The following is a 24,889-nucleotide window of genomic DNA, read 5'->3' on the forward strand; positions in this document are numbered from 1 at the left end:
TTGTTTTGGAATTTGAAAAATAAATGTATTTATGAGTATTTTTAGTTTTATTAAACGCTTAAAATATTTATAGGTAATAAAAGCTTATAATACTAAAAGTAATTTAGCTAGAATTGTTTAAAAATCTAAAATTAAACAATAATTAGTGATTTTAAAAGTTATTACATTATTGATTTAGCTAAGGTATTAATTTAAGAATTTTAAATGTATGATTTAATTTCTTATTATTTATATTTTAAGTGATTTTTATACATAGTTAAGATAACTTATTTATTTATTGTTTAAAAGGTTGTTTATATCTGATTTTTCAAGTCTATGTAGTAGCCATTCATCTTTTGTATTAGCTCCTATTTTTTTATAAACTTCAAGACTTGGATAGTTGTCTTTAAGACAAACCCAATCAATTCTTTCGTAATCATTTTGATTAGCTATTTTAGCTAGTTCTTTTATAAGTGCTTTTCCTATTCCTTTATTTCTGTATTCAACATCAACAAATAAATCTTCTAAGTAAATTCCACATTTTCCTAAAAATGTAGAGAAATTATTAAAATACAAAGCAAATCCAACAGGCTTTAAATCATAATAAGCTATTAAAACATAAGCTTTTTGTTTTATAAATAAGTTTTCTTTTAAAAGTTCTTTAGTAGCCACAACGCTACTTGATAAGTTTTCATAATCAGCTAATTTTTTAATAAATTCTAAGATTAAATCTAAATCTTTTTCTGAAGCTTTTTGTATTGTAATCATTCTATAAACGAAATTCTATAAACGGAGAAAAATCTCCGTAATATTAGCGTTTAAGTTCTTTAATTCTTGCAGCTTTACCGCGTAATCTGCGTAGATAGAATAGTCTTGAGCGTCTTACTTTACCATGGCGAACTACCGTAATACTTTCTAGACTATCAGAATAAATTGGGAATATTCTTTCTACTCCAACACCATTTGCACCAATTTTGCGAACCATAAAAGTTTCACCTGTGCCTTGACCACGACGAGCTATACAAATACCTTCAAAATTTTGAACCCTTGACTTATCACCTTCTTTAATATGAATAGCAAGTTTTAATGTATCGCCAGCTCTAAAATCAGGAATATTTTTTCCTTCAATTTGTTTAGCTTCAAACTGCTCAATATATTTATTTCTCATAGTTTTTCCTTAAATTATTGTGCTTAGCAAGTAAATCCGGGCGGTGGAATTTGGTCTTGCAAAACGATAGATGATTTTTTAAAAGGCTAATATTAGCGTGATTACCCTTAACAAAACTTGAAATTGAATAAAATTTCTTAAAAATATTATTTTTTTTATATTCAAATATAAAAGGTTTAGTAAAAGATGGAGCTTCTAATAAATAATTTTCAAAACTTTCTTCCACTAAGCTTTCTTGTTTTATTACTCCATTTATATTTCTAGCAATTGCATCGCACATACAAAGAGCTCCTAATTCCCCACCCGTTAGGACAAAATCACCTATGCTAAAAACTTCATTTGCATAATTTTCATACACTCTTTCATCAATACCTTCATATCTTCCGCATACAAAAGTAATTTCACTTTTTAAAGCAAGTCTTTTGGCATCAATTTGTTTAAAAGGTTTTCCTGTAGGGCTTAAAAATATAATATGAGAATTTTTATAATTTTCTAAACAATCAAATAAAGGCTGGCAAGCCATAAGCATACCTGCTCCGCCGCTGATTTTCGTATCATCTACTTTATTATGTTTGTTTGTAGAATAATTTCTAGGATTGTCAAAATGTAGTTTTATAAGCTCTTTTTCTCTTGCAATTTTTAAAATGCTTTCATTAAAATAGTTTTCAATTAGATTTGGAAATAAACTTATAAAATTAAATTTCATTACGAATTTTCTAAAATACTTTTAGAATTATTTACCTTGATAATATCACTTACTGAAATTATAAAATTATTGTGAAAAGGTATATAAAAACTCTTAGCTAAGCCTAAATTTGCTAATTCATCGCTAGTTTTTATCTCTAATAAATCATTAGCTCCTGTTTCTAAAATATCAACAACGCTACCTAAAAACTCATCATCTTGATATACTTTTAATCCAATAATATCAAAATAAAAATATTCATCTTTTTTAAGCTTAATATTTTTTCTAGTATTTTCAATATTAGAGTAAAGCTCCATATTTACAAGTTCTTTAGCCTTATTTACATCTTCATATCCTACAAATTGCACTAAAGAATTTGAAAAATCAAAAGATTTAATTATAAATTTTTTACCATTTTTATTAAAAAATTCAGCTTTAGGTTTAAATTGTTCGTAAAAATCACTTTTATTATGAAATTTTAAAAAACCAAGTAATCCGTGAGTTTTACCAATTTTAGCAACATAAACTAGATTATTCATCAAAAGTTTTTACCGTGATTTTATAATTTAATTTTTGAGTATTTTTGTGATTAACTGCTATTGTTTTAATTGCGGTTATGATTTTTCCTGATTTTCCAATAAGTCTTCCGGCATCTATTTTAGTAGCCATAATAACAATATCTATTAGGTTATTTTCTTTTTCTTCTACAAAAATTTCTAGCCGCTCAGGATTTGCGGCTATTGTTTTTGCATATGTAAAAATAAATTCTTTTACCATTATTTTGTAATTCTTGCTACACGATCGCTTAATTTAGCGCCTACGCTTTTCCAGTAAGCTAGTCTTTCAGCATCAAATTTGATTGTTTCAGGCTCGCTCATAGGATTGTAATATCCTATACTCTCAATCCAACCGCCATCTCTTCTTTTTCTGCTATCTGTTACTACGATACGATAAAAAGGACGCTTTTTTCTACCCATTCTTGTTAGTCTTACAACTGTCATTATTTTCTCCTTGATTGATTTAAAGATTTTTTATAAACAAAAATTGTCTATAAAAAAGCTTTAAATAAGTTTAAAGCTTTAAAAATTTTTAATTATTTTGGAAAATTTCCTTGATTTAGCATAGAACCTAGCCCTTTCATACCACCTTTTGAAAGTTTTTTAGCGATTTTTGATGCATTTTCAAATTGTTTTAAAAATCTATTAACTTCCATTTGAGATAGACCTGCGCCTTTTGCAATTCTTGCTTTTCTAGCATTGTTTAATAGGCTTGGAGTTTCTCTTTCTTTTGGTGTCATTGAGCTAATCATTGCCTTTATATGTATCATTTCTTTAGAGCTTTCTAAATCTATATCTTTTACTTTATTAGCAATGCCACCAAGACCTGGTATCATTCCAACTAATGAACCTAAATTCCCTAATTTTTTTACACTTTCAAGTTGGTTTATAAAATCATTGAAATTAAATTCACCTTTTTTGATTTTTTTGCTTAAGATTTTTGCTTCTTTTTCATCAAAAACTGCTGAAGTTTTTTCCATTAAAGTTGCTAAATCGCCTTCTCCCATAATACGACCAACAATTCTTTCTGGAACAAAACTCTCAAAATCTCCTACCTTCTCGCCAATACCTACGAATTTTAAAGGTAGATTTAATAATTTTGCTATACCTAAAGCAACCCCGCCTTTAGTATCTGCATCAAATTTACTTAAAATAACACCACTAATGCCTATTTTTTCATTAAATGTTTCTGCAGTTTTTACACCTTCTTGACCACTCATAGCATCAGCTACATAAAAACTCTCATAAGGATTTATTATATCTTTTACACGAGCTAATTCATTCATTAAAGGCTCATCAATCGCTAAACGACCTGCAGTATCCACTAATAATACATCATATAAGCCATCTTTAGCTTTATTAAGAGCATTTTTCGCTACTTCGCAAGGGTCTTTACTATCCATTGAAAATAAATCAATTTCATTAGCTTCACATAATTGTCTTAATTGCTCTACCGCAGCAAGTCTTTGTAAATCACACGCTGCTACTAGAACTTTTTTCTTTCTAAGTTTTAAATAATTTGCTAATTTTATCGTGCTAGTTGTCTTTCCACCACCTTGTAAGCCTATCATCATTACAGATGTTAAACCACTTGGAGAAAATCTAAATTCGCTTATTTTATTTTCTGGTGTTAGTATGTTTGTAAGGTTATTTTTAATTGCATCTAAAAAATGCTTTTGACCGATTCCTTTTGCTTTTACTTCATTTTCTACATTAACTAATAATTCTTTCGTTACCTTAAAATGAACATCAGCCTTTAATAAAGACTTTTTAAGAGTTTCCATAGCGTTTTTTAACGCTTTTTCATCATCTATTGTTTTTAATTTATTTACCGCTTGCTTAAAAGAATCACTAATCAACTCAAACATTAAAAATATCCTTTAATTTAAATTTTAAAAAAGGGGTAATTATAACCCCAAATGCTTTATATTTGTTTAATAAATTATATATCTATATCACAAATAGTAGCAATCATAACAGCTTTTATAGTATGCATTCTATTTTCTGCTTGATTAAAAATTATATCAGCATTATTCTCAAATACATTTTCTGTAATTTCATTACCTTTTACTGCAGGTAAGCAGTGCATTATTATCGTATTTTTTCCAGTTTTTAAAAGCAATTCATCATTTACTTGATAAGGTTTTAAAATATTTATTCTATCTTTTGCTTTTTCTTCTTCTCCCATAGAGCACCAAACATCAGTATATATAATATCAGCACCCTTAATATCTTCAATATTATCGCTGATTTTTATACTTGAGTTATTCGCAAAACTTTTGCAAAGATTTATTAATTCATTATCAGGATGAAGTTCTTTAGGACTAATATTTATGTAATTTAATCCTAATTTAGCGCAGCCTATCATAAGAGAATTTGCCATATTGTTTCTACCATCTCCAATATATGCACAATTAAGCCCTTCTAGTTTGTTAAAATGCTCGTAAATAGTTAGCATATCGGCTAGAATTTGAGTTGGATGAAATTCGTTTGTCAAACCATTCCAAACAGGAACATCACTATATTTTGCTAAGGTTTCTAAATCACTTTGATTAAAGCCGCGAAACTCAATGCCATCAAACATTCTGCTTAATACCCTAGCGGTATCTTGTATGCTTTCTTTTTTGCCTAATTGTATATCGTTAGCACCTAAATATTCAGGATAAGCTTTTTCATCGTTACAAGCTACTACAAATGCACATCTTGTTCTAGTTGATGGTTTTTCAAATATTAAAGCTATGTTTTTTCCTTGCAAATGATTGCCTGTTATACCTTGCTTTTTCTTTTCTTTTAGCTCTTTTGCAAATTTAATAAGTGCTAGGATTTCATCTTTACTAAAATCTTTTAAAGTTAGAAAATCTCTGTTTGTTAGTTTCATTTTTTCTCCTTTTGTTACTAATTTATACAATTTTAAAATATTTTTGAAGAATTTATTTTAATTTATTGCAAAAAAAGTTATTATAAAGCAATTTTTTTAAGGAGGACAAATGGAAAAATTACAAATAAATAAATCAAATCTGCGTTAAAACTTATCACTTCTTTTATTCTATTTTTTTATTTTTTACATTTTTTATTTTTATTAATTTTTAGGAGATTATTATGAAACAAATTTTTATAGCTACATTGCTAGCTTTAGGGCTTTTCGCACAAGAGATTTATAAAGTTGGTTTATCGCCTGATTTCCCACCATTTGAGTATATGGAAAATGATGAAATTGTGGGGTTTGAGATTGATTTAGTAAGAGCAGTAGCAAAGGAGTTGGGTATTCAGGTTGAGCCTGTTACAATGCCATTTGATGGGCTTATTGCGGCTTTAAAAGTGGGTAAAATTGATATTATTTCAGCAGGTATGAGTTATACTTCACAAAGAGCTAAAAATGCTGAATTTACAAAAAGCATATTTGATAGCAAAAATTATTATTTGAAGTTAAAAGGAAATGATAAAATAAATTCTTTAGATGATTTATCAAATGGTGCAATAATTGGGGCAAAAATAGGCACTCTTCAAGCTGACGAAATAACTAATTTAAAAGGTGTTAAGCCGTATTTAAACGAAGAATATATAGTGCTTATTAATTCTACTTTAAATGGTAAAATTGATGGTTTTGTAATGGAAGAACCAGTCGCTAAAAGTTATATGAAAAAGTATCCAAATTTAGAAGTTTTTGCTACTTCTAGTATTGAAGGAATGAGCCTAGCTTTTAAAAAGGGTAATACAAAATTAAGAGATGATTTTGATAAAACTATTGAGAAATTTAAGCAAGATGGAACTTATTTAAAATTATTAGAAAAATATAATTTAAACTAATCCTTGAAAAAGGATTAGTAAATTCTTTCGCCTTTTAGCCAAGTTTGATGAACTTTTATATCTTTTATTTTTGTTTTATCAACACTAAAAATATCATTATCTAAGACAATAAAATCAGCGCTTTTACCATCTTCAATAGTTGTGCAATTTTTTAGCATTAGGATATTTTGTGAGTTTTTAGTTAGCATTAAAATTGCATCTTCAACTGATATTTCTTCATTTTTATTATAGTTTTTGCCGTTAGGATTAGTTCTTACAACAGCTGCATTAATACTTACAAATAAATTAAAAGGCTCGTGATGAATTGTAGCTGGTGCATCACTTGAAATGCTTAAATCTAAATGTTCTTTTAATGTGTTTAAAGCACAAATTGAATTAAATCTATCATCTTCTAACGCATCTTCATAGCTTGTATATTCAGCGTATTGAAATATTGGTTGTGTGCTTATAGCAATTTTTACTTTTAACTTTTTTATTTTTTCAATATGTTTTAAATTTAGCATAGAAGCATGCTCAAATCTAACGCTAGGATAATCTTTTAACCAATTTTCATAGCTTGTAAGATTATCAATTACTATATCTATAGCTTTATCTCCCATTAGATGAAAACTTATTTGGCAATTATTATTTTTGGCAAAATCAATGGCTTCTTTAATTTCATTAATATTACATACTAAATCCCCATAATTGTCGCTATTTTTATAAGGTTTATGAGTAAATGCAGTTTGTGATGAAATAGTGCCATCTACAAAGAATTTAATTCCATTAGTTTTAATATCTTCTACGCTTTTAAATAAGCCAAATTCTTTAGCGTCTTTATAAACTTGATATAAACTAACTCTTTGTTTTAAACCCATATTTTTTGCTAATTTATATAATTCATAAGCTTTTAAAGGTTTAGAATAACACATCATATCACTAATATTTACTATTCCTAAACTTGCATAAATTTCGCCTAATTTTACTAATTTTTTTGCTTCATCTTCTAAGCTTTCTTTTTCCATTGCATTGCGAATTAACATAGATGCACCTAAATCATACATAATACCATTAGGAGTGCCGTCTTCAAATCTGCCTATTTTTCCACCTTTAGGCTCTTTTGTGTCTTTTGTAATATTTGCTAGTTCTAATGCTTTAGAATTGCAAACGCAAGAATGACAGCAACTTCTTAATATAAAAATTGGTTGTGTTGAGCTTATCAAATCTAAATCTTTTATAGTAGGAGCTCTTTTTTCATCTAGTTTTGATTCATCATAACACCAACCTTTAATCCATTTATTTTCCTTACCATAATTTGGTGAAGTTTTTAAAAATTCTATTAATTGTGGAATATTTGCCACATAAGGTTTAGTGCAAGCTAGACTATCTATTATTTGTGATACATATGTTGGATGCGTGTGAGTATCGCTTAATGCAGGAATAACGCAGGCATTTTTTAAATCTATGATTTTATTGCAATCATTTCTATTTACATTATTGATTTCACAAAATTTAGAGTTTTTTATACTAAATTCGCTTATAAAATCATTTTCGTTTTTACCTGTAAAAACTTTAGCATTAACAAAACCTATTTTCATAATCTATTCCTTTATGTTACATAATGTTACATTTTTTATATTTAATTTAAAATTACACATATTATAATTAACATATTTTACTTTTTTGATTATTATAAGTCATATTTTTAAGGAGGACAAATGGAAAAATTACAAATAAATAAATCAAATCTGCGTTAAAACTTATCACTTCTTTTATTCTATTTTTTTATTTTTTACATTTTTTATTTTTATTAATTTTTAGGAGATTATTATGAAACAAATTTTTATAGCTACATTGCTAGCTTTAGGGCTTTTCGCACAAGAGATTTATAAAGTTGGTCTATCGCCTGATTTCCCACCATTTGAGTATATGGAAAATGATGAAATTGTGGGGTTTGAGATTGATTTAGTAAGAGAAATTGCTAAGGAGTTAAATATAAAAATTGAGATTATTCCAATGTCTTTTGATGGTTTAATACTAGCTTTAAAATCAAAAAAGATTGATATTATTGCATCAGGTATGAGTTACACACCTAAAAGAGCTAAAAATGTTGAGTTTTCAAATCCAATAATAGAAAGTGAAAACCACTATATCAAATTAAAAAGTAATAAAAAGCTAAATTCTTTAAAAGACCTTGAAAAAGGAGCTATTTTAGGAGCTCAAATTGGCACTTTACAAGCTGATGAAATATCTAATATTAAAGGCGTAGTTCCATTTTTAAATTCTGAATACATTCCACTTGTATTATCTACTTTAAATGGCAAAATTGATGGTTTTGTATTAGAAGCTGCTGTTGCTAAGAGCTATACTAAAAATTATGATGATTTTGAAGTATTCGCAAAAACTCCAATAGCTGGAACTTGCATAGCTTTTCAAAAAGGCAATACTAAATTAAGAGATGATTTTAATAAAGTAATTAACAAATTTAAAAACGATGGAACTTATTTAAAATTGTTACAAAAATATAATTTAGATTAAAATTTATGCCTAATATTTAGGCATAAATTGAATTTTTTAGATATATTAAAGTCTTAATAAAGGAAAAAAATGAAAAAGAATTATTTTTTAATAAGTATTTTGTGTGTGGTTTTTATATCTTTAAACCTTAGAGCACCAATTACTGCAATAGGTCCTATAGTTGATAATATTATGAGTTATTATGATTTAAATTCTACGCAAATTGGGATTTTAAGTGCTTTGCCGCTTTTTTGTTTTTTTATTTTTTCTTTAATAGCTCCGATTTTACCAAATACAAAAGCTATGCTTTATGCGATTATTTTAATAATGTTTGGACTATTTGCTAGAGCGTTTTTTAATACCTTTTTCTTATTTTTTGGGACGATTTTAATAGGTTTAGGTATTGCGATTTTGAATGTTTTAATGCCTAGTTTTGTTAAAAATCACTTTAAAAATATTGGAAAAATTATGGCACTTTATGGAATGTTTTTAAGCATTTCTAGCTTAATAGGAGTTTTTGGGCATTATTTGATTGATTATATTGGACTTAGTGGAGCTTTATTTTGTTGGATTATATTTGCTATTATTGCGTTTTTTTGCTATCTGCCATTTATTAAAAATCATAGGCTTAATAGATATTCTAAAACTCAAAATTTCAGTGATTTTTTAAGTATTTTTAAAAACAAAAACGCTTGGATAATCACTGCTTTTATGGGGCTTCAAAGTTGTGTTTTTTATACGATAATTACTTGGTATCCTAGCATATTAGCTATTAGTATGAATAAAGATTATGCGACTAATATTGTTATATTATTTCAATTTTGTTCTATGTTTTCAGCTTATTTTATACCTAATAAAATGGCTCAGATTGAAAATAAAGCAATGCTTTTAACTTTAGTTTGTATTAGCAATATTCTTGCTTTTTTTATATGTTTATTAAGTTCAAATATTTATATTTTAATAATTTCAGCTTTATTATTTTCTATTCCTGTTGGTGGAATTTTTGGCGTTGCATTGATAATGATTGCTATTAAATCAAAAGATACAAAAACTACAATATACTTAAGTTCAATGTCTCAAAGTGTAGGGTATTTAATAGCTACTATTGGGCCAATAATTTTTGGATATTTTAAAGATATTACAAATAGTTTTAATACTTCAATTATTTTTATGATAATTATTAGTTTTTTGTTGCTAATTTTTTCTTTACTTTCAAATAAAATAAGCTATATATAAACTTTATTGTGATAAAATCGGCTCTTCTTTTTTAGAAAATTCAACAAAAAGGAAAGCTTATGCCAAAAATGAAGAGCGTAAAAAGTGCTTCTAAGCGCTTTAAAGTAGGCAAAAATAAAATTAAGCGTGGTTCAGCTTATAGAAGCCACATTTTAACTAAAAAGCCTGCAAAAAGAATGCGTGATTTAAGAACAGCAAAATTTGTTCATGCTACAAATGAAAGCCGTGTTCTTAAAATGCTTTGTATGAAATAAGAGTTTTTGATTTTTAATCATTCGTTACCCCCGTTTAGGGAAAGATTTGCTTTAAGCAAACGCCATTAAAAGGAGAAGTTATGGCAAGAGTAAAAACAGGCGTAGTAAGACGCAGAAGACATAAAAGATTATTAAAGTTAGCTAAAGGTTTTTATAGCGGTCGTAGAAAACACTTTAGAAAAGCTAAAGAACAATTAGAAAGAAGCTTGGTATATGCTTACCGCGATAGACGCCGCAAAAAAAGAGATTTCCGTCGTTTATGGATTATTAGAATTAATGCAGCTTGCCGCTTAAATGATTTAAGCTATTCAAGATTTATGAATGGTCTTAAAAAAGCTGGTATTGAACTAGATAGAAAAGTTCTAGCTGATATGGCTATGAATGACGCAGCAGCTTTTGCTAAAGTTGCAGCAGCAGCTAAAAAAGCATTATAATTTCTTTCCTAGCTAAGATTAGCTAGGAATTTCTTTCTTTAACATTTAAATATTTTCCCTAGTAATTTTTATTTTTTTAATATTATTTTAAGAATGGTGGGGGGGGGTATAATCTTTTTTCTTAATTCTCCTGAAGTTAATATTCTAGGAATAGGAGCTTCTAAAAAACTCAAAATCACATCTAAAATAGATGAATTAGAAATATATGAGATTAAACTAAATAAAGGAAATTGCAAACTTCATTATGTTTTATCAAAATCAAATCCTAAAAAATTAAAATACGGACAATCATTTTCACCTATACATTTTTGCGAGAATTTAAAACAAGCAGAAATTAAAACCAATGAAGGTGATTTTACTTATTCTTTTTAAGCTATAGATTTCCTATAGCTTAAAAATAAATATTACTATTTAAAAATATTTCGCTAAAATTACTACCTTAAAAAGGAGTTAGTATGAAAAAATTATTAATTTTATTATTTAGTGTTTGTATTTATGCCGTTGAGTGTGTGAGTTTAGAAGAATGTTTAAAAAATGCTAATTATTATCAGTTTGATAAAAATGATGAAGCAAACGCAGCTTTATATTATAAAGTTTCTTGCGAAGAATATGAAGATTATTTATCTTGCAAGGCTTTAAGTGATATTTATAAATATTCTGATAAATTGGAAAATAAAAAATTAAATAAAAAATACAAAAATTTAGCAATAAAATTGGTTAAACAATCTTGCAAAGATGATGATAATGCAAACGCTTGCTATGATTTTGCAAATTTTTGTGAAGTAAAATATACTCAATGTGATGATTTTGAAAAATTATATGAAAGAGCATTTAATTTATACGAAAAACAATGCAATAATAATGATTATTCATCTTGCTATTTTTTAGCAAATATGTATTTAAATGGAGTTAGCACTGATATTGATGAAGAAAAAGCTTTAGAATTATACAAATACGCTTGCAATAATAATGATAACAAAAGCTGCTATGAAGTATCTCAACTTTATGAAAATAAATCTCTTGAGTATTTAAGAAAATCTTGCGAATTAGAATTTAAATACGCTTGTGAAAAGTTAGATAATATAAAATAATTTTAAAAGTTCTTATTTTTTAAGAACTTTTTATTATTTGATATATTTTTAAAAACGAGTAGTTATAAAAGCATATAAATTACAACTATTTAAAATAATTTAATATTTTTATTATTGTTTTGTCATAATAATCACATTTACTTTAAAGGAATTTTATGAATATAGAAAAACACCAAAATATGATTAATTTTATTTGGAATATCGCAGATTGTCTAAGATATTTTAAGTTAAAATTAGTTTTGTTTTTAATGTGAGAAAGTTTATGGAAATAAAAATTACTAAAAAGCGGGTGAAAAATATTATTATAAAAGTTCGTGAGATTGGGCTTGTTGAAGTAGTATCGCCTTATTTTATAAGTAGAGCAAAAATTGATGAGATTTTAAGACTTAAAAAAGATTGGATAGAACAAAGATTAAACGAGCTTAAAACTACTAAAAAAGCAGAGCTTTTGAGTGGTAATTTTGTATTGTTTTTAGGACGAAAATATATTTTAGAATTTGATTTAAGAATTTCAAACAATGTAGAAATTCACAATGATAAAATCATTTTAAAATGCCTTGAAACTGATGAAAATAAAGAAAAATTACTTAATGATTTTTATAAAATTCAATCAAAAGAAATCTTTAGCGAAATTTTAAAAAGATTTTGTGTGATTGTTGGTAAAGATATAAAAGCTTTGAAAGTGCGAAAAATGAAAACTCGTTGGGGTTCTTGCAATACGAAAAAATCTTATATAAATCTAAATACCGAATTAATTAAAAAAGATATATTAGCAATAGAAGCAGTGATTATGCACGAATTAACACACCTTTATCACGCTAATCACTCAAAGGCTTTTTATGCCACGCTTTTAGGGTTTATGCCTGATTATAAAGAAAGAATTAATTTATTAAAAGATAGATAATTTATATTTATCCCCCATATTTTATACAGCTAATGCCAAATTTATCTCTTATAGCACTTAGGGTTTCATTTAATTTTTGATTTTTTGTGGTGTTTTGAAAAATATTTTCGCAATATGTTTTATCAAGATTATTAGCAGCAATTCCTATATAATAAACATTTACATTTTTCGTATTTTTCATAAGAATTTCAAATCCTTTTACGGCATTATCAATTAGATTTTTTTCATCAAATGGTTGTATAATTTCAATTCCAATATGCTCTAATTTATTGCCGTATTTAATACTTATTTCTATTTTTTTAGGATGATATTTGTGCTTTGAAATCCAAACACATAAATATCTAGCAAGTATTTTAACCCTTCGCCTTAACTCATCATAATCATTAATTGGCTTAAAGCTTTTTGATATTGCGTGGCTTTTAATATCTTTTATTTCTTCTACTTTTTCATTATCAACGCCTTTAATTCTTGCTATGATTTTTTTGCCATTTTTACCATATTTATCTAGCAAATATTCTTTTTGCAATAATTCATCTAAAGTATTTACCCCATAAGCTCTTAAATATTTTTGTATTTCTCTTCCTATGCCTGCGAAATTTTTTATATCTATTCCTTTAATGGCATTGCTTAAATCATATTCCATTCTAATGCCAAAAGGTTTTGCTAAATCGGTTAAAAATTTAGCTCCCCATTTGCTATTATTAATGCCTATACTAGCTGGTAAGCCAAATTTATCTAATAGTTCTTTTTGAAGATATTTTGCATAATCTAGCACTTCTGTGTCTTTTTTAAACCCTTCTAAATCTCCAAAAAACTCATCAATGCTAAATTGTTCAATCACGGGTATTTTGCTTTCTAAAAATTGCCTTACTTTAAAGCTTAGTTCTTTATAAAATCTAATATTACTTCTAGCTATTTTTAAATTCGGACATTTTTGATAAGCTATATTTAATTTATCTCCTACTTTTACGCCATATTTTTTAGCTTCATAAGATACGGCAATTGCAGTAAAATGCCTATAATCAATTACTTTATTTTCACTTCTTATAACTTCAATTGAGCTCATAAAGGCGATTTTATTATCTATATATTTTGCATCTTGATTGAAAAAATCTTCATCGCTTCCAGCATAAATCACGCAAGGTGTATTGCAGAGTTCTTTATTTAATAGTCGTTGGGCATTTACAAAATAGCTATCAAAATCTATATGAAGTTTCATTAGAATTTGTTTTTATAAATATTTATAAATTCATTAATAGGTGTAGCACCTTTATGATAATAAAATCCTTGTAATTCATCACAACCTAATTGTTTTAAAATATTTACTTGCTCTAGTGTTTCAACACCTTCTGCTACTACTCTTTTATTCATAGTTTTTGCTATTTTTATAATACCAATTATAATTGCTTTTGAGTTTTCATTAATTAAATCACAATCTTTACTATTTAATCCATCTATAAAGCTTTTATCAATTTTAATTGTATCAATAGGTAAATGATTTATATAAGAAAGAGAACTATAATCTTTCCCAAAATCATCAATACTTATTAAAAATCCAATAGCTTTTAATTTTTCTAATATAGTTTCACTACTGCTATTAAGTCTATATCTTTCTGTTATTTCTATATCTATTAAATTTGGATTTATATCGTATTTTTTAACATTTGCTAGCAAATAATTTATCATATCTTTATGGTGCAAGTGTTTTGCTGATATATTAATACTTATTGGAATATTTATTCCCTTATTTTTTAAAACTTGTATTTCTTGAAATACTTTTGCAATTACAAATTTTTCAAGTTTTATTATTAAATCAGTTTTTTCTGCAATTCTTATAAATTTTTCTGTATTTTCAAATTTATCATTTCGTTTCCAGCGAATTAATGCTTCTGCGCCTTTTACTAAATTATCATTTGCTCCGATTTTTGCTTGATAATATACATCAAGTTCACCTTTTTCTAAAGCCCTTTTTAAATCATTTTCTAATTTTGCTTCATTATCTATTTGTGTTTTAACTTCATCAGAATAATCGCAATACAATGTATCTTTTTGAACGCTTGAAAGTAAGGCTGCTTTGTAAGTATCGTTTATTATTTGATTGTAATTTTCATTTGTTAATACACTAAAGCCAACCCCTATACTTTGCTCATAAATTCCATCACTTCCAAAATTAATACTTTCACTAAAGCATTCGTGCAACTTAATAGCCATATTATTAAAAGTTGTTTGTATTTCATCAATACAAGGAAATGCTAATAAAAAATCTCCATTGCCACTTATTTTGGCTATTTTAGAATTTAAAATAGTTGTAGAAAAACTTGAAAATCTACTTGCTAATTCTAATATTATTTTATCAGCTAAATCAAAACTTCTACTTTTTAATAGATTTTGATAGTCTTTAAGATATATATAGCTAACTATTATAGGACAATCGCTTTTTTCATAGAGTTCTTGTATGTCTAATAAGAATTTTTGTTTTTTAGGTAATTTGGTTAAAGAATTATAGTTTTCTTGATAGTATATATCATTTAAGACTTCATTTAAAGAATTTGCTATTTTTTGAAATTCGCTGTAATTTAGCGTATCGTTTAGCATTAAAGGTTTATGTTTTTTGACTGAATTTGCGAGAAGTTCTGCAAAATCATTAAAATTTGATTTTACTCTTTTTAATCTTTTTATATAAATTGCATTACTAATAACTGCAGCTACTAATACAGCGAAAGAAAATACTAAAAATTGAAAAATAGTATGGTCTTTATTTTGTTGTAGCCTAATTACTAAGCTATCATTTCCTATATTGTGAATTCTATGATGCTCTTCAATTCTTTTTGCCTCGCTAATATATCTATAAGTTCCAAAAATTCCACCAGCAATTTCAATTAGTAAAAAAGTTGTAATAATAAAATTCTTAAACGAGTTAGATAGAATTGATTTTGTTTTCATAGTACTCACCTAAACATTTTAATTGATGCCTTTGCTTCTTCTTTTTCCATATAATTACGAACTGATTCTTGAGCATTTTTATTCATTAAATAGCTTTTAATTTGTTCTTTTGCTACTTCATAACTTGCCCCATTCATCTTATCTTTATTTAAATTATAAAATCTAATTACTTCATCATCGCTTACATCTTTCATATAATTTTGAGCGATTAAATCAAATAATTTCTTTTTTAGAATTTCATCTTTTATATTTTCTGTTAGCATTTTGATTTTATCTTGGTTATGTTCTATGAAAGTAGATAAGCTAATATTATTAGCAGCAGCTATTTTTGATAATTCTTGATTGATTTCTAGTTCATTTGCAGCTAATTTGAATTTTTTAGCTAAAGATGTGCATATTTTATTTTGAATTAGCAATCTTAATGCGTCGTTTTGGCTTATATTCATATATTGTGAAATTTCTATAATATCAATATTTGTAATAGGCTCGTTATTAACACTAGCTATGATTGAAGTTATAGGACTTGCGTTCATAAATGCACCAAATACAAGTGCAAGCAAAATTTTTCTCATTATTTACCTTTAAGTGATTTTAAATGATTATAACTATAAAAAATTCACAAAAGGCTAATAATAATGATAGTTACAAGATTTGCACCCTCTCCGACAGGGTTTTTACATATTGGTGGATTAAGAACAGCACTTTTTTCTTATCTTTACGCTAAAAGAAATAATGGTAAATTTATTCTTCGTATTGAAGATACAGATATGGCAAGAAATAGCGAAGAAGCAACCAAAGCTATTTTAGAAGCTTTTAAATGGGTTGATTTAGAAGTAGATGGGGAAATTACTTACCAAAGTAAAAGATTAGATATTTATAAAGAATATATTCAAAAATTACTTGATAGTGGCAATGCTTATTATTGTTATATGAGCGAAGATGAGTTAAACTCATTAAGAGCAGAGCAAGAAGCTAGAAAAGAACGCCCTAAATATGATGGAAGATACAGAGATTTTAAAGGCACTCCACCAGAAGGAATTAAACCAGTTGTAAGGATAAAAGCACCGCTTGATGGAGAAATAATAGTAAATGATGGAGTAAAGGGCGAAATTAGATTTAACGCTGCTGATATTTTAGATGATTTTGTAATAGCTCGTGCTGATGGCACTCCTACTTATAATTTCGTAGTGGTTGTTGATGATGCTTTAATGGGCGTAACTGATGTTGTTCGTGGAGATGACCATCTTTCAAATACTCCAAAACAAATAATAATTTATGAAGCTTTAGGCTTTAAGGTTCCTAATTTTTATCATCTAGCTATGATAAATGGAGAAGATGGCAAAAAACTTAGCAAAAGACACGGAGCAACCGATGTTATGGAATATAAGGCTTTAGGATACTTGCCTGAAGCTTTACTAAATTTCTTATTAAGATTAGGATTTTCAAACAAAGACCAAGAAATATTTTCAATGCAAGAAATGAAAGAATGCTTTACATTTGATAATGTTAGCAAAGGTGCGAGCACATATAACGCACAAAAATTAGAATGGATTAATGCTCATTATATAAAAAGCGTTAGCGATGAAAGATTAGTAAATGCTTGTAAAGATTTAGGATTTGATTTTTCAAGTGTTAAGAATTATTCATTCTTATTAACAATGTTAAGAGAAAGAGCTAAGACTTTAATAGATTTGATAAATAGTGCAAAAATTATTATAAACGAGCCAAATTCTTATGAAGAAAGTGGAGTTGCTAAGTTTGTAAATGATAATAGCAAAGCTTTATTTTCTAAGTTTGTAAATGATTTTAAAGGTGCAAATACCGAAGCAGAATTTGAATTAGCCGTTAAACAATTTTTAGATAGCAATAATGCTAAGTTAAAAGACATAGCGCAATTAATTAGATTAAGCCTAACAGGAACAACAATTAGTCCTAGTATTTATGCTATTATGGAGTTTTTAGGCAATGATGAGATTAAAAAAAGATTTAATAATTTTTTAAAGGAGATTTTATGAATAATTTAAAAGAAAGAGCATTAGAGTATCATTTAGGCGGTAAATTAGGCACTTTTATTAAAACGCCTATGAAAGAATATGAGAGTTTAAGTTTAGCATATTCTCCTGGAGTTGCATATCCTTGCGAAGAGATTGCTCGTGATAGTGATTTAGCTTATAAATACACAAGTAAAGGTAATTTAGTAGCAGTTATTAGTGATGGTTCAGCTGTTTTAGGTCTTGGCAATATCGGTGGAATTGCAGGAAAACCTGTTATGGAAGGTAAGGCTTGCTTATTTAAAAAATTTGCAAATGTTGATTCTTATGATATTGAATTAAGCACTCAAGATACCGAAGAAATAATAGCAGCAGTAAAAGCTATTGCTCCTAGTTTTGGCGGTATTAACCTTGAAGATATAGCAGCTCCAAAATGTTTTGAGATTGAAGCAAGACTTCAAGACTTAGGTATTCCTGTAATGCATGATGACCAACACGGAACGGCTATTATTAGTGCGGCGGGGTTAATTAATGCTTGCGAAATAATTGGTAAAAAATTAGAAGATTTAAAAGTAGTTGTTTGTGGAGCAGGAGCAGCAGGGATTGCAAGTGCTAAGATATATAAGACTTTAGGGGTTAAAAAGATTTATTTAGTAGATTCTAAAGGTGTTTGTAATACTAAAAGAACAGATTTAAATGAACATAAATTAGAATTTGTAAGAGAATGTGATGAGGATACTTTAGCCGATGTTTTAAAAGGAGCTGATGTTTTCTTAGGACTTAGTAAAGCTGGAGCTTTAAGCGAAGAAATGTTAAAAACTATGGCAGAAAATCCAATAGTATTTGCTTTAGCTAATCCTGACCCAGAGATTTTACCTGAACTTGCGAAAAAAGTTCGCCCTGATGTAATTATTGCAACAGGAAGAAGCGATTATGACAATCAAATCAACAATGTTTTAGGCTTTCCATATATTTTCCGTGGGGCTTTAGATGTTAGAGCTAGAAAGATTTCTATGGGTATGAAAATAGCAGCTGTTAAGGCATTAAGCGAATTAGGACGCCTTGAAGTTAGCGAAAAAACTAAAAAATTATATGGTAAAGACTTAAAATATGGAAAAGATTTAATAATTCCAAAACCATTTGATGATAGGGTAAAAGCTTATGTTAGCACCGCAGTTGCTAAGGCTGCTGTTGATGAAGGCATAGCTTTAGTTAAAAATTTTGATGATAAAGCATATTTTGAAAGGTTATTGAATGAAAGTAATTAAAAATACACTAGTTTCAACTTATCTAGCGAAAATTAGAGATAAGAATACATCTTGTAGGGATTTTCGTGAGCATATAAAAAAGCTTAGTGGATTTGTGATTTATGAAGCTTGTGAATTTTTAAGCACAGAAAAAGTTAATATTCAAACTCCACTTATGCCTTGTGAGTGCGAAGTTATTAGCGATGATATTGTAATAGTGCCTATTTTAAGAGCAGCTCTTGGTATGAGTGATATTGCACTTGATTTATTGGGTAAAGCTAGTGTGGGATTTTTAGGTATTCAACGCAATGAAGAAACGCTTGAGCCTGAATTTTTCTTTGAAAAATACCCACAAGATATGCAAAATAAAACTGCAATTATAATTGACCCTATGTTTGCAACGGGCGGAAGTGCTATTGCAGCTGTTGATAGATTAAAATCAATTGGTGTTAAAAAAATAATTTTTGCAAGTATCATTGCAACTCCTGAAGCAAGAGATAGAATGAAAAAAGCTCATCCTGATGTAGCATTAATTACTGCTTGTTTGGATAAAGGATTGAATGAAAAAGGTTATATTATCCCAGGTCTTGGAGATGCTGGAGATAGGATATTTAATACTTTAAAGGCTTAAAAATGAAAAAAATATTATTGGGTTTAAGTTTATTTGTTTGTTTAAATGCTGAGGTAATCACACAAAATATCAAGGAATTTGATTTTACTAATAGTGATTATGCTGTAATTGATGTTAGAATGCCTAGTGAATACGCTGCAACAGGTGTTGTAAATAAAGCAAAATTGATAACATTTCTAAACGAAAATGGAAGTATTAATCCTGATTTTTTGAATGAAATTAGTAAAAATTATTCAAAAGATAGCAAAATAGCAATTATGTGTAGAAGTGGCAAAAGAAGTGCAATGGTAACTAAAATGCTTGAGCAAAACGGCTTTACTAATATAATAAATCTTGATGGTGGAATGAACGAATTATTAAAGACAGATATTAAATTAGTTCCATATCAAAATTAATTTTTAATCCTATTTTAAATTCTTTTTAAAATAGGATTTATTTAAGTATTCCTTGATAGCCTGTATTAAAAAGTGCTTGATTTATTATGCTTTCATTAAGTTCTTTATCGCTTTTAATTATCGCTGTTTTATTTTCTAAACTAACATTTACTTTATTTACTCCATCAATTTTTAGTAGTGCCTTTCTAACAATTGCCGTGCATAATGGACAATGTATTTTAGGAATTTCTAAAGTGTATTCATAAGCATTTAAAACACTTAAAAATAAGCTTAACAATAATATTTTTTTCAAATCATTGCTCCTATAATTTCAGGATAAAATACGATAAATAATAATGCAAGTCCTATTAAAAATAATCTGATTTTATTTTTTTGATTTAGTTTTTTATAGACAAATATGCAATATAAAATGCAGGTTGCAATCCCCAAATATACTCTAAAAGGTGCTAAAAAATCAAAATTAACAAGACTTACTCCAAATATCAAAAAGCTAATAGCTCCAACACAACAAAGGCTAGAGCTAATAGCTAAGATAAACATTGATATTAAATATTTTTTCATATTTGTTTTGAAGTGTATTCATACACAAATTCATTAGGTGAATAATAATCAATAGTATTTGAATCAACTTCAGCATATACATAGCCAAAATTATTAAGCGGTGCTTGAGCTGGGCGTGGAATTAGCACGAAATCTCTTTTGGTATTAAACTCGCACCAACACATTTCCCAATTGCCGAATTGAAATTCTCTTAATTTTTGTATCCCACTATCATTATTATCTAGGTTTAAAGATAATTTAACTTTAGCTACATCAGCAGGATCGCAAGGAATCCACCCATAGCCTTTTAGATAAAACTCCGCCCTACAATGTTGAGCTTTTGTTATATTTTCTTTACTACCCATTGCAGCATAAAATCTACTCGCACCTAAACGAATTCCAAAGCACTCTCTAGCAGGAATATTAATACTTCTTAAAAGTGCTACAAAAACAGAGCTAATATCAGTGCATTTGCCATAAAGTTTTTTACTTTCTAAAATAGCCTTAGCATCACCAATTCCACACCCAATTACACTCTCATCACGAGTAAAATTAAGTGCTACCCAATCATAAATAGCTTTTGCTTTTTCTAAATCGCCTTTTATACCTTTTGTAATTTTTAGCGCATATTCTTTTACTATTCCGCTAGTAAAAATATGTTCGCTTGGTTTTAAATATTGTGCGATACTTTCGTCTAATTTCTCGTTTTCATTAAAATTAACTTTAGAAAAATCAGTAATTCTATCGTGAGTTTTAATGCTAAATTGTGTTATTAATTCAGCTTTTACATTAGAAAAACTTGCATATAAACTATTAGTTTCAAAATCACTTAAATAAATTTCATTGTAATTTCCACTATTTACAATATCACTTGTAAGGTATTGATATGAGCGTGATTTTGGTAATGGAAGCCATATTTTGCTAACTTCGCCTAATTCGCTTAAATTATGTTTTAAGCTTACAATGTATTCTTTACTATCGTCTTTTGTTGCTTGAGTATTATTTACTAAAGGTGTTTCATTCGCACTTAGTAAAGTGTTTGCTGCAACTGCAGACGATAAAGTTAAAAATGTTCTTCTTTTCATAACTTTATCCTTGTGTGAAATAAACTTTTATTTTAAATTATTTTATTTAATAATAAATTTAGTTTTTTAATAGTTTTTATGTTATTATTGACCTTTACATTTTTACAAAGGAAAATTATGGCTAAAGATGATGTAATAGAAATTGACGGCGAAGTTATTGAAGCTTTACCAAATGCAACTTTTAAAGTTGAGCTTGATAACAAACACGTAATTTTATGCCACATTGCGGGTAAAATGAGAATGCACTATATTAAAATTATGCCAGGAGATAGAGTAAGAGTTGAGCTAACTCCTTATAGTCTTGATAAAGGACGCATTACTTATAGACACAAATAATTTAGCACTTTTTATGGTGCTAAACTTCTAAATTATTTTTTACCATTCATTTATCTTGGGGGGGGGTATAATCACTCTTTTGAAAGGAGATTAAATGAGTGATTTAACAACAAGTGAAAATCAAAATGAAAACAAATATGATTTGTTTAATGGGGTTTTATTAGTAGATGTTGGTGCCGTAACGCAATATAGCTTAATTCATATAAGCGAACTTGAAATTACGGTTACTTCTGGTGTGAGTTACAAAGATGCAGAACAATCACTTAAAGATGTAACTAGCTATTTGGGCTATAACTGTGTTTTAAACATAGTAAGGGATAACTATACCGAAAGCACAGAAACTATAGGAGTTATGCATACAGAAGGTGAAGCAAATGGCAAGATTAAAAAAAGTTGGTTTGGCTCTCATTATAATACTAATTCTAAAATCAAATCAGAAACCATAGTTAATTCAGAAACTAAAATAAATAATTGCTTTAATATAAAAGGCACCCTTGCGATTATCGGTAAGCCAAACCCTAATGGTGAGAGCATAGATTTAGATGAGCTATCAAAAAAGGATGAAATAATTTTAAAGTGTGTTTATGCGGCTTATCCGGTTTATGATATTAATTGCGAGTTAGAAGAAGTTATAAAAAAACAAAATGAATTGGTTAATAAAACCTTAGGAGGGGCAGGACTTGCTACTTTTTTATCATTCGTAGTTGGGTTTTTATCATTTGTAAAATTTATAAGTATTCCTGTGTGGCTACTTTTTTTCCTTTGGTGCAAATCAGCAGACAAAACAAGAGATACTTATAAGAATGCTTTGGCAGAATATGAAGAAAATTTCAAAAACATTGCAAGTAATTATGGTAGTGAATTAGCAGCTGTTTACAATTCTATTCCGTACGCAAGAATTAAACATATAGGAGATTAAAATGAATAGTTTAGAAGTTATAAATAATGTTTCAGAATTTAAAGAAGGTGAGTTTTGCCTAGCGTTTCATAAAATGATTTTTGAAAATAATGCAAATGCAACCGATAAAAATGTATTAATAAACATGGCTAGACCAGTAAGTTGCTTTAAAATGGCGATAACTATGACTATTGGAGCATTCATACTATATCCAGTTTTATATGCTATTGGCTATTTTTTCTTTTAGTTAAAACTACAATTTTTTAAATAATTTAGCACTTTAAATGGTGCTAAATAATTTTTATTATATGTTCTATTTTATTTTTATATAGTATTTTTGAAACTTCATTTATATTGGGATATTTCACATACTTTAAAAGTTATCTAAAACTTTATGAATTAAAAAAGTAAAATCTATAAATTAATTCTTAAATAATAGTTTGAGATTATATTGCTAAGAAATTTTTAGAATTATCAAAGACAAATAAATTTAATATTTAAACCTACATTAATTTTGTTTTGCTAATATTAGCACTTTTGCAATTTATCTGTGTGAAGAAGTAATATTTGAGTGAATTTTCCACCATTTAAATATTAGTTGGTAATTCGTGATACCTAAAAATGCAGATTGTAAAAAAGTGGAAAGCAAATTATTTTTTAGGAGACAAGATGAAAGTAAGACCATCTGTTAAGAAAATGTGCGACAAATGTAAAGTCGTTATGAGAAAAGGCGTTGTTCGTATTATTTGCGAAAATCCAAAACACAAACAAAGACAAGGATAAGGTATGGCTCGTATTGCAGGTGTTGATTTACCAAAGAAAAAAAGAATTGAATATGGCTTAACTTATATCTATGGTATAGGTTTATTTACTTCACGCAAAATTTTAGCAGCAGTTGGAATAGATCCAAACAAGCGTGTATATGAATTAAGCGAAGATGAAGCAGCAAATATTCGTAAAGAAATCCAAGAACATTATTTAGTTGAGGGTGATTTAAGAAAACAAGTTGCTATGGACATTAAAGCTTTAATGGATTTAGGTTCATATCGTGGTTTAAGACATAGAAAAGGTTTACCAGTGCGTGGTCAAAAAACTAAAACAAATGCTAGAACTCGCAAAGGTAAGAGAAAAACCGTTGGTGCAAAAGCGTAAGGATAGATAATGGCTAAGAGAAAAGTAGTTAAGAAAAAAGTAGTTAAAAAGAATATTGCTAAAGGTGTAGTATATATTAGTGCAACTTTTAACAATACAATGGTAACAGTTACAGATGAAATGGGAAATGCAATTGCATGGAGTAGTGCAGGTGGTTTAGGATTTAAAGGTTCTAAAAAATCAACTCCATTTGCTGCTCAACAAGCGGTTGAAGATGCTTTAAATAAAGCTAAAGAACACGGAATTAAAGAAGTTGGTATTCGTGTTCAAGGTCCTGGTAGCGGTAGAGAAACTGCTGTTAAGAGTGTTGGTGCAGTTGAAGGTATTAAAGTTACTTTCTTAAAAGATATTACACCATTAGCACATAATGGTTGCAGACCACCAAAACGCCGTCGTGTATAATATAAGTATAGGAATATAGGAGAAATAGTATGGCAAGATATACTGGACCAGTAGAGAAAATTGAAAGAAGATTAGGCGTTAGCCTTGCAATGAAGGGTGAAAGAAGACTAGCTGGTAAGAGTGCTTTAGATAAAAGACCTTATGCACCAGGTCAGCATGGTCAAAGAAGAGGTAAAATTAGCGAATACGGCTTACAATTAAGAGAAAAGCAAAAAGCTAAATTTATGTATGGTGTAAGTGAAAAGCAATTTAGAAAATTATTCCAAGAAGCTGCTAGAAAAGATGGAAATACAGGTTCTATTTTAATTCAATTCTTAGAACAAAGACTTGATAACGTTGTTTATAGAATGGGTTTTGCTACAACTCGCCGTTTTGCAAGACAACTTGTAACTCACGGACATATTTTAGTAAATGGTAAAAGAGTAGATGTTCCAAGTTATAGAGTATTACCAGGCGCTAAAATTGAAGTTGTAGAAAAAAGCAAAAACAATCCTCAAATAGTAAGAGCAGTTGAACTTACAAATCAAACAGGTATTGTTGAGTGGGTTGATGTTGAAAAAGATAAAAAATATGGAATTTTCACAAGAAAACCTGAGAGAGAAGAAGTTGTCATTCCTGTTGAGGAAAGATTCATAGTAGAGCTATACTCTAAGTAATA

The 24,889-nt window shown here is 27.9% G+C and carries 34 protein-coding genes; 19 read left to right on the plus strand and 15 right to left on the minus strand.

Translation table 11 applies throughout. From position 1 onward, the window contains the following. Positions 1–270: 270 nt before the first annotated feature. The 8 genes from KJQ97_RS00250 to argF form a co-directional block, all read right to left on the minus strand. On the minus strand, positions 271–747 hold the full coding sequence (locus tag KJQ97_RS00250) for a GNAT family N-acetyltransferase (RefSeq protein ID WP_214117797.1): 477 nt from the start codon (positions 745–747) through the stop codon (positions 271–273). A 43-nt stretch (positions 748–790) separates the two neighbouring features. After that, entirely contained in the window at positions 791–1,147 is a 357-nt protein-coding gene (rplS, locus tag KJQ97_RS00255) for a 50S ribosomal protein L19 (protein WP_214117796.1), read from the minus strand. Beyond that, entirely contained in the window at positions 1,137–1,853 is a 717-nt protein-coding gene (gene trmD / locus KJQ97_RS00260) for a tRNA (guanosine(37)-N1)-methyltransferase TrmD (protein ID WP_214119529.1), read from the minus strand. Before trmD ends, rplS begins: the two co-directional genes overlap by 11 nt. Then, positions 1,853–2,371, minus strand: a complete 519-nt coding sequence (rimM, locus tag KJQ97_RS00265) for a ribosome maturation factor RimM (protein WP_250325824.1) — start codon at positions 2,369–2,371, stop codon at positions 1,853–1,855. Before rimM ends, trmD begins: the two co-directional genes overlap by 1 nt. Continuing rightward, the gene (locus KJQ97_RS00270) at positions 2,364–2,609 is read right to left on the minus strand and encodes a KH domain-containing protein (RefSeq protein ID WP_214117793.1); all 246 of its coding nucleotides are present in this window, start codon (positions 2,607–2,609) and stop codon (positions 2,364–2,366) included. The genes rimM and KJQ97_RS00270 overlap by 8 nt, the downstream gene beginning before the upstream one ends. Then, positions 2,609–2,833 (minus strand): 30S ribosomal protein S16, encoded by a 225-nt coding sequence (gene rpsP, locus KJQ97_RS00275; protein WP_214117792.1) that lies wholly within the window; start codon positions 2,831–2,833, stop codon positions 2,609–2,611. The genes KJQ97_RS00270 and rpsP overlap by 1 nt, the downstream gene beginning before the upstream one ends. 92 nt (positions 2,834–2,925) lie before the next feature. Further along, a complete protein-coding gene (locus KJQ97_RS00280) occupies positions 2,926–4,257 on the minus strand; it encodes a signal recognition particle protein (protein ID WP_214117791.1) in 1,332 nt (443 codons plus the stop codon). Between the two features lie 74 nt (positions 4,258–4,331). Beyond that, a complete protein-coding gene (gene argF, locus KJQ97_RS00285) occupies positions 4,332–5,267 on the minus strand; it encodes an ornithine carbamoyltransferase (protein ID WP_214119533.1) in 936 nt (311 codons plus the stop codon). 221 nt (positions 5,268–5,488) lie between these two features. Between argF and KJQ97_RS00290 the strand changes: the two genes are divergently transcribed. Further along, positions 5,489–6,196, plus strand: a complete 708-nt coding sequence (locus tag KJQ97_RS00290) for a transporter substrate-binding domain-containing protein (RefSeq protein ID WP_214119535.1) — start codon at positions 5,489–5,491, stop codon at positions 6,194–6,196. 14 nt (positions 6,197–6,210) lie between these two features. On the opposite strand, the gene KJQ97_RS00295 is transcribed toward KJQ97_RS00290, so the two are convergent. Then, entirely contained in the window at positions 6,211–7,773 is a 1,563-nt protein-coding gene (locus KJQ97_RS00295) for an amidohydrolase (protein ID WP_214119537.1), read from the minus strand. Between the two features lie 232 nt (positions 7,774–8,005). Here KJQ97_RS00295 and KJQ97_RS00300 point away from each other — a divergent pair, with 232 nt between their 5' ends. The 7 genes from KJQ97_RS00300 to KJQ97_RS00330 all read left to right on the plus strand — a co-directional run bounded on the left by KJQ97_RS00300 (position 8,006) and on the right by KJQ97_RS00330 (position 12,611). Continuing rightward, the gene (locus KJQ97_RS00300) at positions 8,006–8,713 is read left to right on the plus strand and encodes a transporter substrate-binding domain-containing protein (protein ID WP_214119538.1); all 708 of its coding nucleotides are present in this window, start codon (positions 8,006–8,008) and stop codon (positions 8,711–8,713) included. 69 nt (positions 8,714–8,782) lie between these two features. Beyond that, on the plus strand, positions 8,783–9,928 hold the full coding sequence (locus tag KJQ97_RS00305; RefSeq protein WP_214117786.1) for an MFS transporter: 1,146 nt from the start codon (positions 8,783–8,785) through the stop codon (positions 9,926–9,928). Between the two features lie 59 nt (positions 9,929–9,987). After that, the gene (rpmI, locus tag KJQ97_RS00310; RefSeq protein ID WP_214119540.1) at positions 9,988–10,182 is read left to right on the plus strand and encodes a 50S ribosomal protein L35; all 195 of its coding nucleotides are present in this window, start codon (positions 9,988–9,990) and stop codon (positions 10,180–10,182) included. A gap of 80 nt (positions 10,183–10,262) precedes the next feature. Continuing rightward, positions 10,263–10,616: a 50S ribosomal protein L20 gene (gene rplT, locus KJQ97_RS00315; protein WP_214117784.1), complete on the plus strand. Its 354-nt coding sequence runs from the start codon at positions 10,263–10,265 to the stop codon at positions 10,614–10,616. Positions 10,617–10,712: 96 nt separating this feature from the next. Next, the gene (locus tag KJQ97_RS00320) at positions 10,713–10,988 is read left to right on the plus strand and encodes a hypothetical protein (protein WP_214119542.1); all 276 of its coding nucleotides are present in this window, start codon (positions 10,713–10,715) and stop codon (positions 10,986–10,988) included. A gap of 83 nt (positions 10,989–11,071) precedes the next feature. After that, on the plus strand, positions 11,072–11,707 hold the full coding sequence (locus KJQ97_RS00325; RefSeq protein WP_214117783.1) for a tetratricopeptide repeat protein: 636 nt from the start codon (positions 11,072–11,074) through the stop codon (positions 11,705–11,707). A gap of 262 nt (positions 11,708–11,969) precedes the next feature. Further along, positions 11,970–12,611: a M48 family metallopeptidase gene (locus tag KJQ97_RS00330; protein ID WP_214119543.1), complete on the plus strand. Its 642-nt coding sequence runs from the start codon at positions 11,970–11,972 to the stop codon at positions 12,609–12,611. Between the two features lie 7 nt (positions 12,612–12,618). Here KJQ97_RS00330 and KJQ97_RS00335 read toward each other — a convergent pair whose 3' ends face one another. From KJQ97_RS00335 to KJQ97_RS00345, 3 genes are read right to left on the minus strand one after another with little or no spacing between them, the layout of a single operon-like run. After that, the gene (locus KJQ97_RS00335) at positions 12,619–13,830 is read right to left on the minus strand and encodes a Y-family DNA polymerase (RefSeq protein ID WP_214119545.1); all 1,212 of its coding nucleotides are present in this window, start codon (positions 13,828–13,830) and stop codon (positions 12,619–12,621) included. Beyond that, positions 13,830–15,554, minus strand: a complete 1,725-nt coding sequence (locus KJQ97_RS00340) for an EAL domain-containing protein (RefSeq protein WP_214119547.1) — start codon at positions 15,552–15,554, stop codon at positions 13,830–13,832. The genes KJQ97_RS00335 and KJQ97_RS00340 overlap by 1 nt, the downstream gene beginning before the upstream one ends. 5 nt (positions 15,555–15,559) lie before the next feature. Then, positions 15,560–16,126 carry a hypothetical protein gene (locus KJQ97_RS00345; RefSeq protein WP_214117779.1) on the minus strand — a complete coding sequence of 189 codons (567 nt, stop codon included), beginning with the start codon at positions 16,124–16,126 and terminating at the stop codon, positions 15,560–15,562. A 42-nt stretch (positions 16,127–16,168) separates the two neighbouring features. Here KJQ97_RS00345 and gltX point away from each other — a divergent pair, with 42 nt between their 5' ends. From gltX to KJQ97_RS00365, 4 genes are read left to right on the plus strand one after another with little or no spacing between them, the layout of a single operon-like run. Continuing rightward, entirely contained in the window at positions 16,169–17,569 is a 1,401-nt protein-coding gene (gene gltX / locus KJQ97_RS00350; protein WP_239803736.1) for a glutamate--tRNA ligase, read from the plus strand. Beyond that, positions 17,566–18,813, plus strand: coding sequence for a malic enzyme-like NAD(P)-binding protein (locus KJQ97_RS00355; protein ID WP_214119549.1), 1,248 nt, complete (start codon positions 17,566–17,568; stop codon positions 18,811–18,813). Before gltX ends, KJQ97_RS00355 begins: the two co-directional genes overlap by 4 nt. Next, entirely contained in the window at positions 18,800–19,423 is a 624-nt protein-coding gene (upp, locus tag KJQ97_RS00360) for a uracil phosphoribosyltransferase (protein WP_214117776.1), read from the plus strand. The genes KJQ97_RS00355 and upp overlap by 14 nt, the downstream gene beginning before the upstream one ends. 2 nt (positions 19,424–19,425) lie before the next feature. Further along, a complete protein-coding gene (locus KJQ97_RS00365) occupies positions 19,426–19,818 on the plus strand; it encodes a rhodanese-like domain-containing protein (RefSeq protein ID WP_214117775.1) in 393 nt (130 codons plus the stop codon). Between the two features lie 37 nt (positions 19,819–19,855). Here KJQ97_RS00365 and KJQ97_RS00370 read toward each other — a convergent pair whose 3' ends face one another. From KJQ97_RS00370 to KJQ97_RS00380, 3 genes are read right to left on the minus strand one after another with little or no spacing between them, the layout of a single operon-like run. After that, entirely contained in the window at positions 19,856–20,110 is a 255-nt protein-coding gene (locus tag KJQ97_RS00370; RefSeq protein WP_214119551.1) for a heavy-metal-associated domain-containing protein, read from the minus strand. Further along, positions 20,107–20,379 (minus strand): hypothetical protein, encoded by a 273-nt coding sequence (locus tag KJQ97_RS00375; protein ID WP_214117773.1) that lies wholly within the window; start codon positions 20,377–20,379, stop codon positions 20,107–20,109. The genes KJQ97_RS00370 and KJQ97_RS00375 overlap by 4 nt, the downstream gene beginning before the upstream one ends. Then, complete coding sequence (locus KJQ97_RS00380) at positions 20,376–21,443, minus strand: transglutaminase-like domain-containing protein (protein ID WP_214119553.1); 1,068 nt, start codon at positions 21,441–21,443, stop codon at positions 20,376–20,378. Before KJQ97_RS00380 ends, KJQ97_RS00375 begins: the two co-directional genes overlap by 4 nt. Before the next feature lie 117 nt (positions 21,444–21,560). On the opposite strand from KJQ97_RS00380, the gene infA reads away from it, so the two are divergent. The 7 genes from infA to rpsD all read left to right on the plus strand — a co-directional run bounded on the left by infA (position 21,561) and on the right by rpsD (position 24,887). Beyond that, the gene (gene infA, locus KJQ97_RS00385) at positions 21,561–21,779 is read left to right on the plus strand and encodes a translation initiation factor IF-1 (protein WP_214117771.1); all 219 of its coding nucleotides are present in this window, start codon (positions 21,561–21,563) and stop codon (positions 21,777–21,779) included. Between the two features lie 94 nt (positions 21,780–21,873). After that, positions 21,874–22,698 carry a hypothetical protein gene (locus KJQ97_RS00390; protein WP_214119555.1) on the plus strand — a complete coding sequence of 275 codons (825 nt, stop codon included), beginning with the start codon at positions 21,874–21,876 and terminating at the stop codon, positions 22,696–22,698. Between the two features lies 1 nt (position 22,699). Continuing rightward, positions 22,700–22,924 (plus strand): hypothetical protein, encoded by a 225-nt coding sequence (locus tag KJQ97_RS00395; protein ID WP_214117769.1) that lies wholly within the window; start codon positions 22,700–22,702, stop codon positions 22,922–22,924. Positions 22,925–23,346: 422 nt separating this feature from the next. Further along, complete coding sequence (gene rpmJ / locus KJQ97_RS00400; protein ID WP_214117768.1) at positions 23,347–23,460, plus strand: 50S ribosomal protein L36; 114 nt, start codon at positions 23,347–23,349, stop codon at positions 23,458–23,460. Between the two features lie 3 nt (positions 23,461–23,463). After that, a complete protein-coding gene (gene rpsM, locus KJQ97_RS00405) occupies positions 23,464–23,829 on the plus strand; it encodes a 30S ribosomal protein S13 (protein WP_214117767.1) in 366 nt (121 codons plus the stop codon). A gap of 9 nt (positions 23,830–23,838) precedes the next feature. Next, entirely contained in the window at positions 23,839–24,231 is a 393-nt protein-coding gene (gene rpsK, locus KJQ97_RS00410; RefSeq protein WP_214117766.1) for a 30S ribosomal protein S11, read from the plus strand. A gap of 29 nt (positions 24,232–24,260) precedes the next feature. Further along, positions 24,261–24,887, plus strand: a complete 627-nt coding sequence (gene rpsD, locus KJQ97_RS00415) for a 30S ribosomal protein S4 (protein ID WP_214117765.1) — start codon at positions 24,261–24,263, stop codon at positions 24,885–24,887. Positions 24,888–24,889 lie beyond the last annotated feature (2 nt).

It is taken from the genome of Campylobacter sp. 2018MI01 (genome assembly GCF_018501205.1).
Taxonomy (GTDB): Bacteria; Campylobacterota; Campylobacteria; order Campylobacterales; family Campylobacteraceae; genus Campylobacter_E.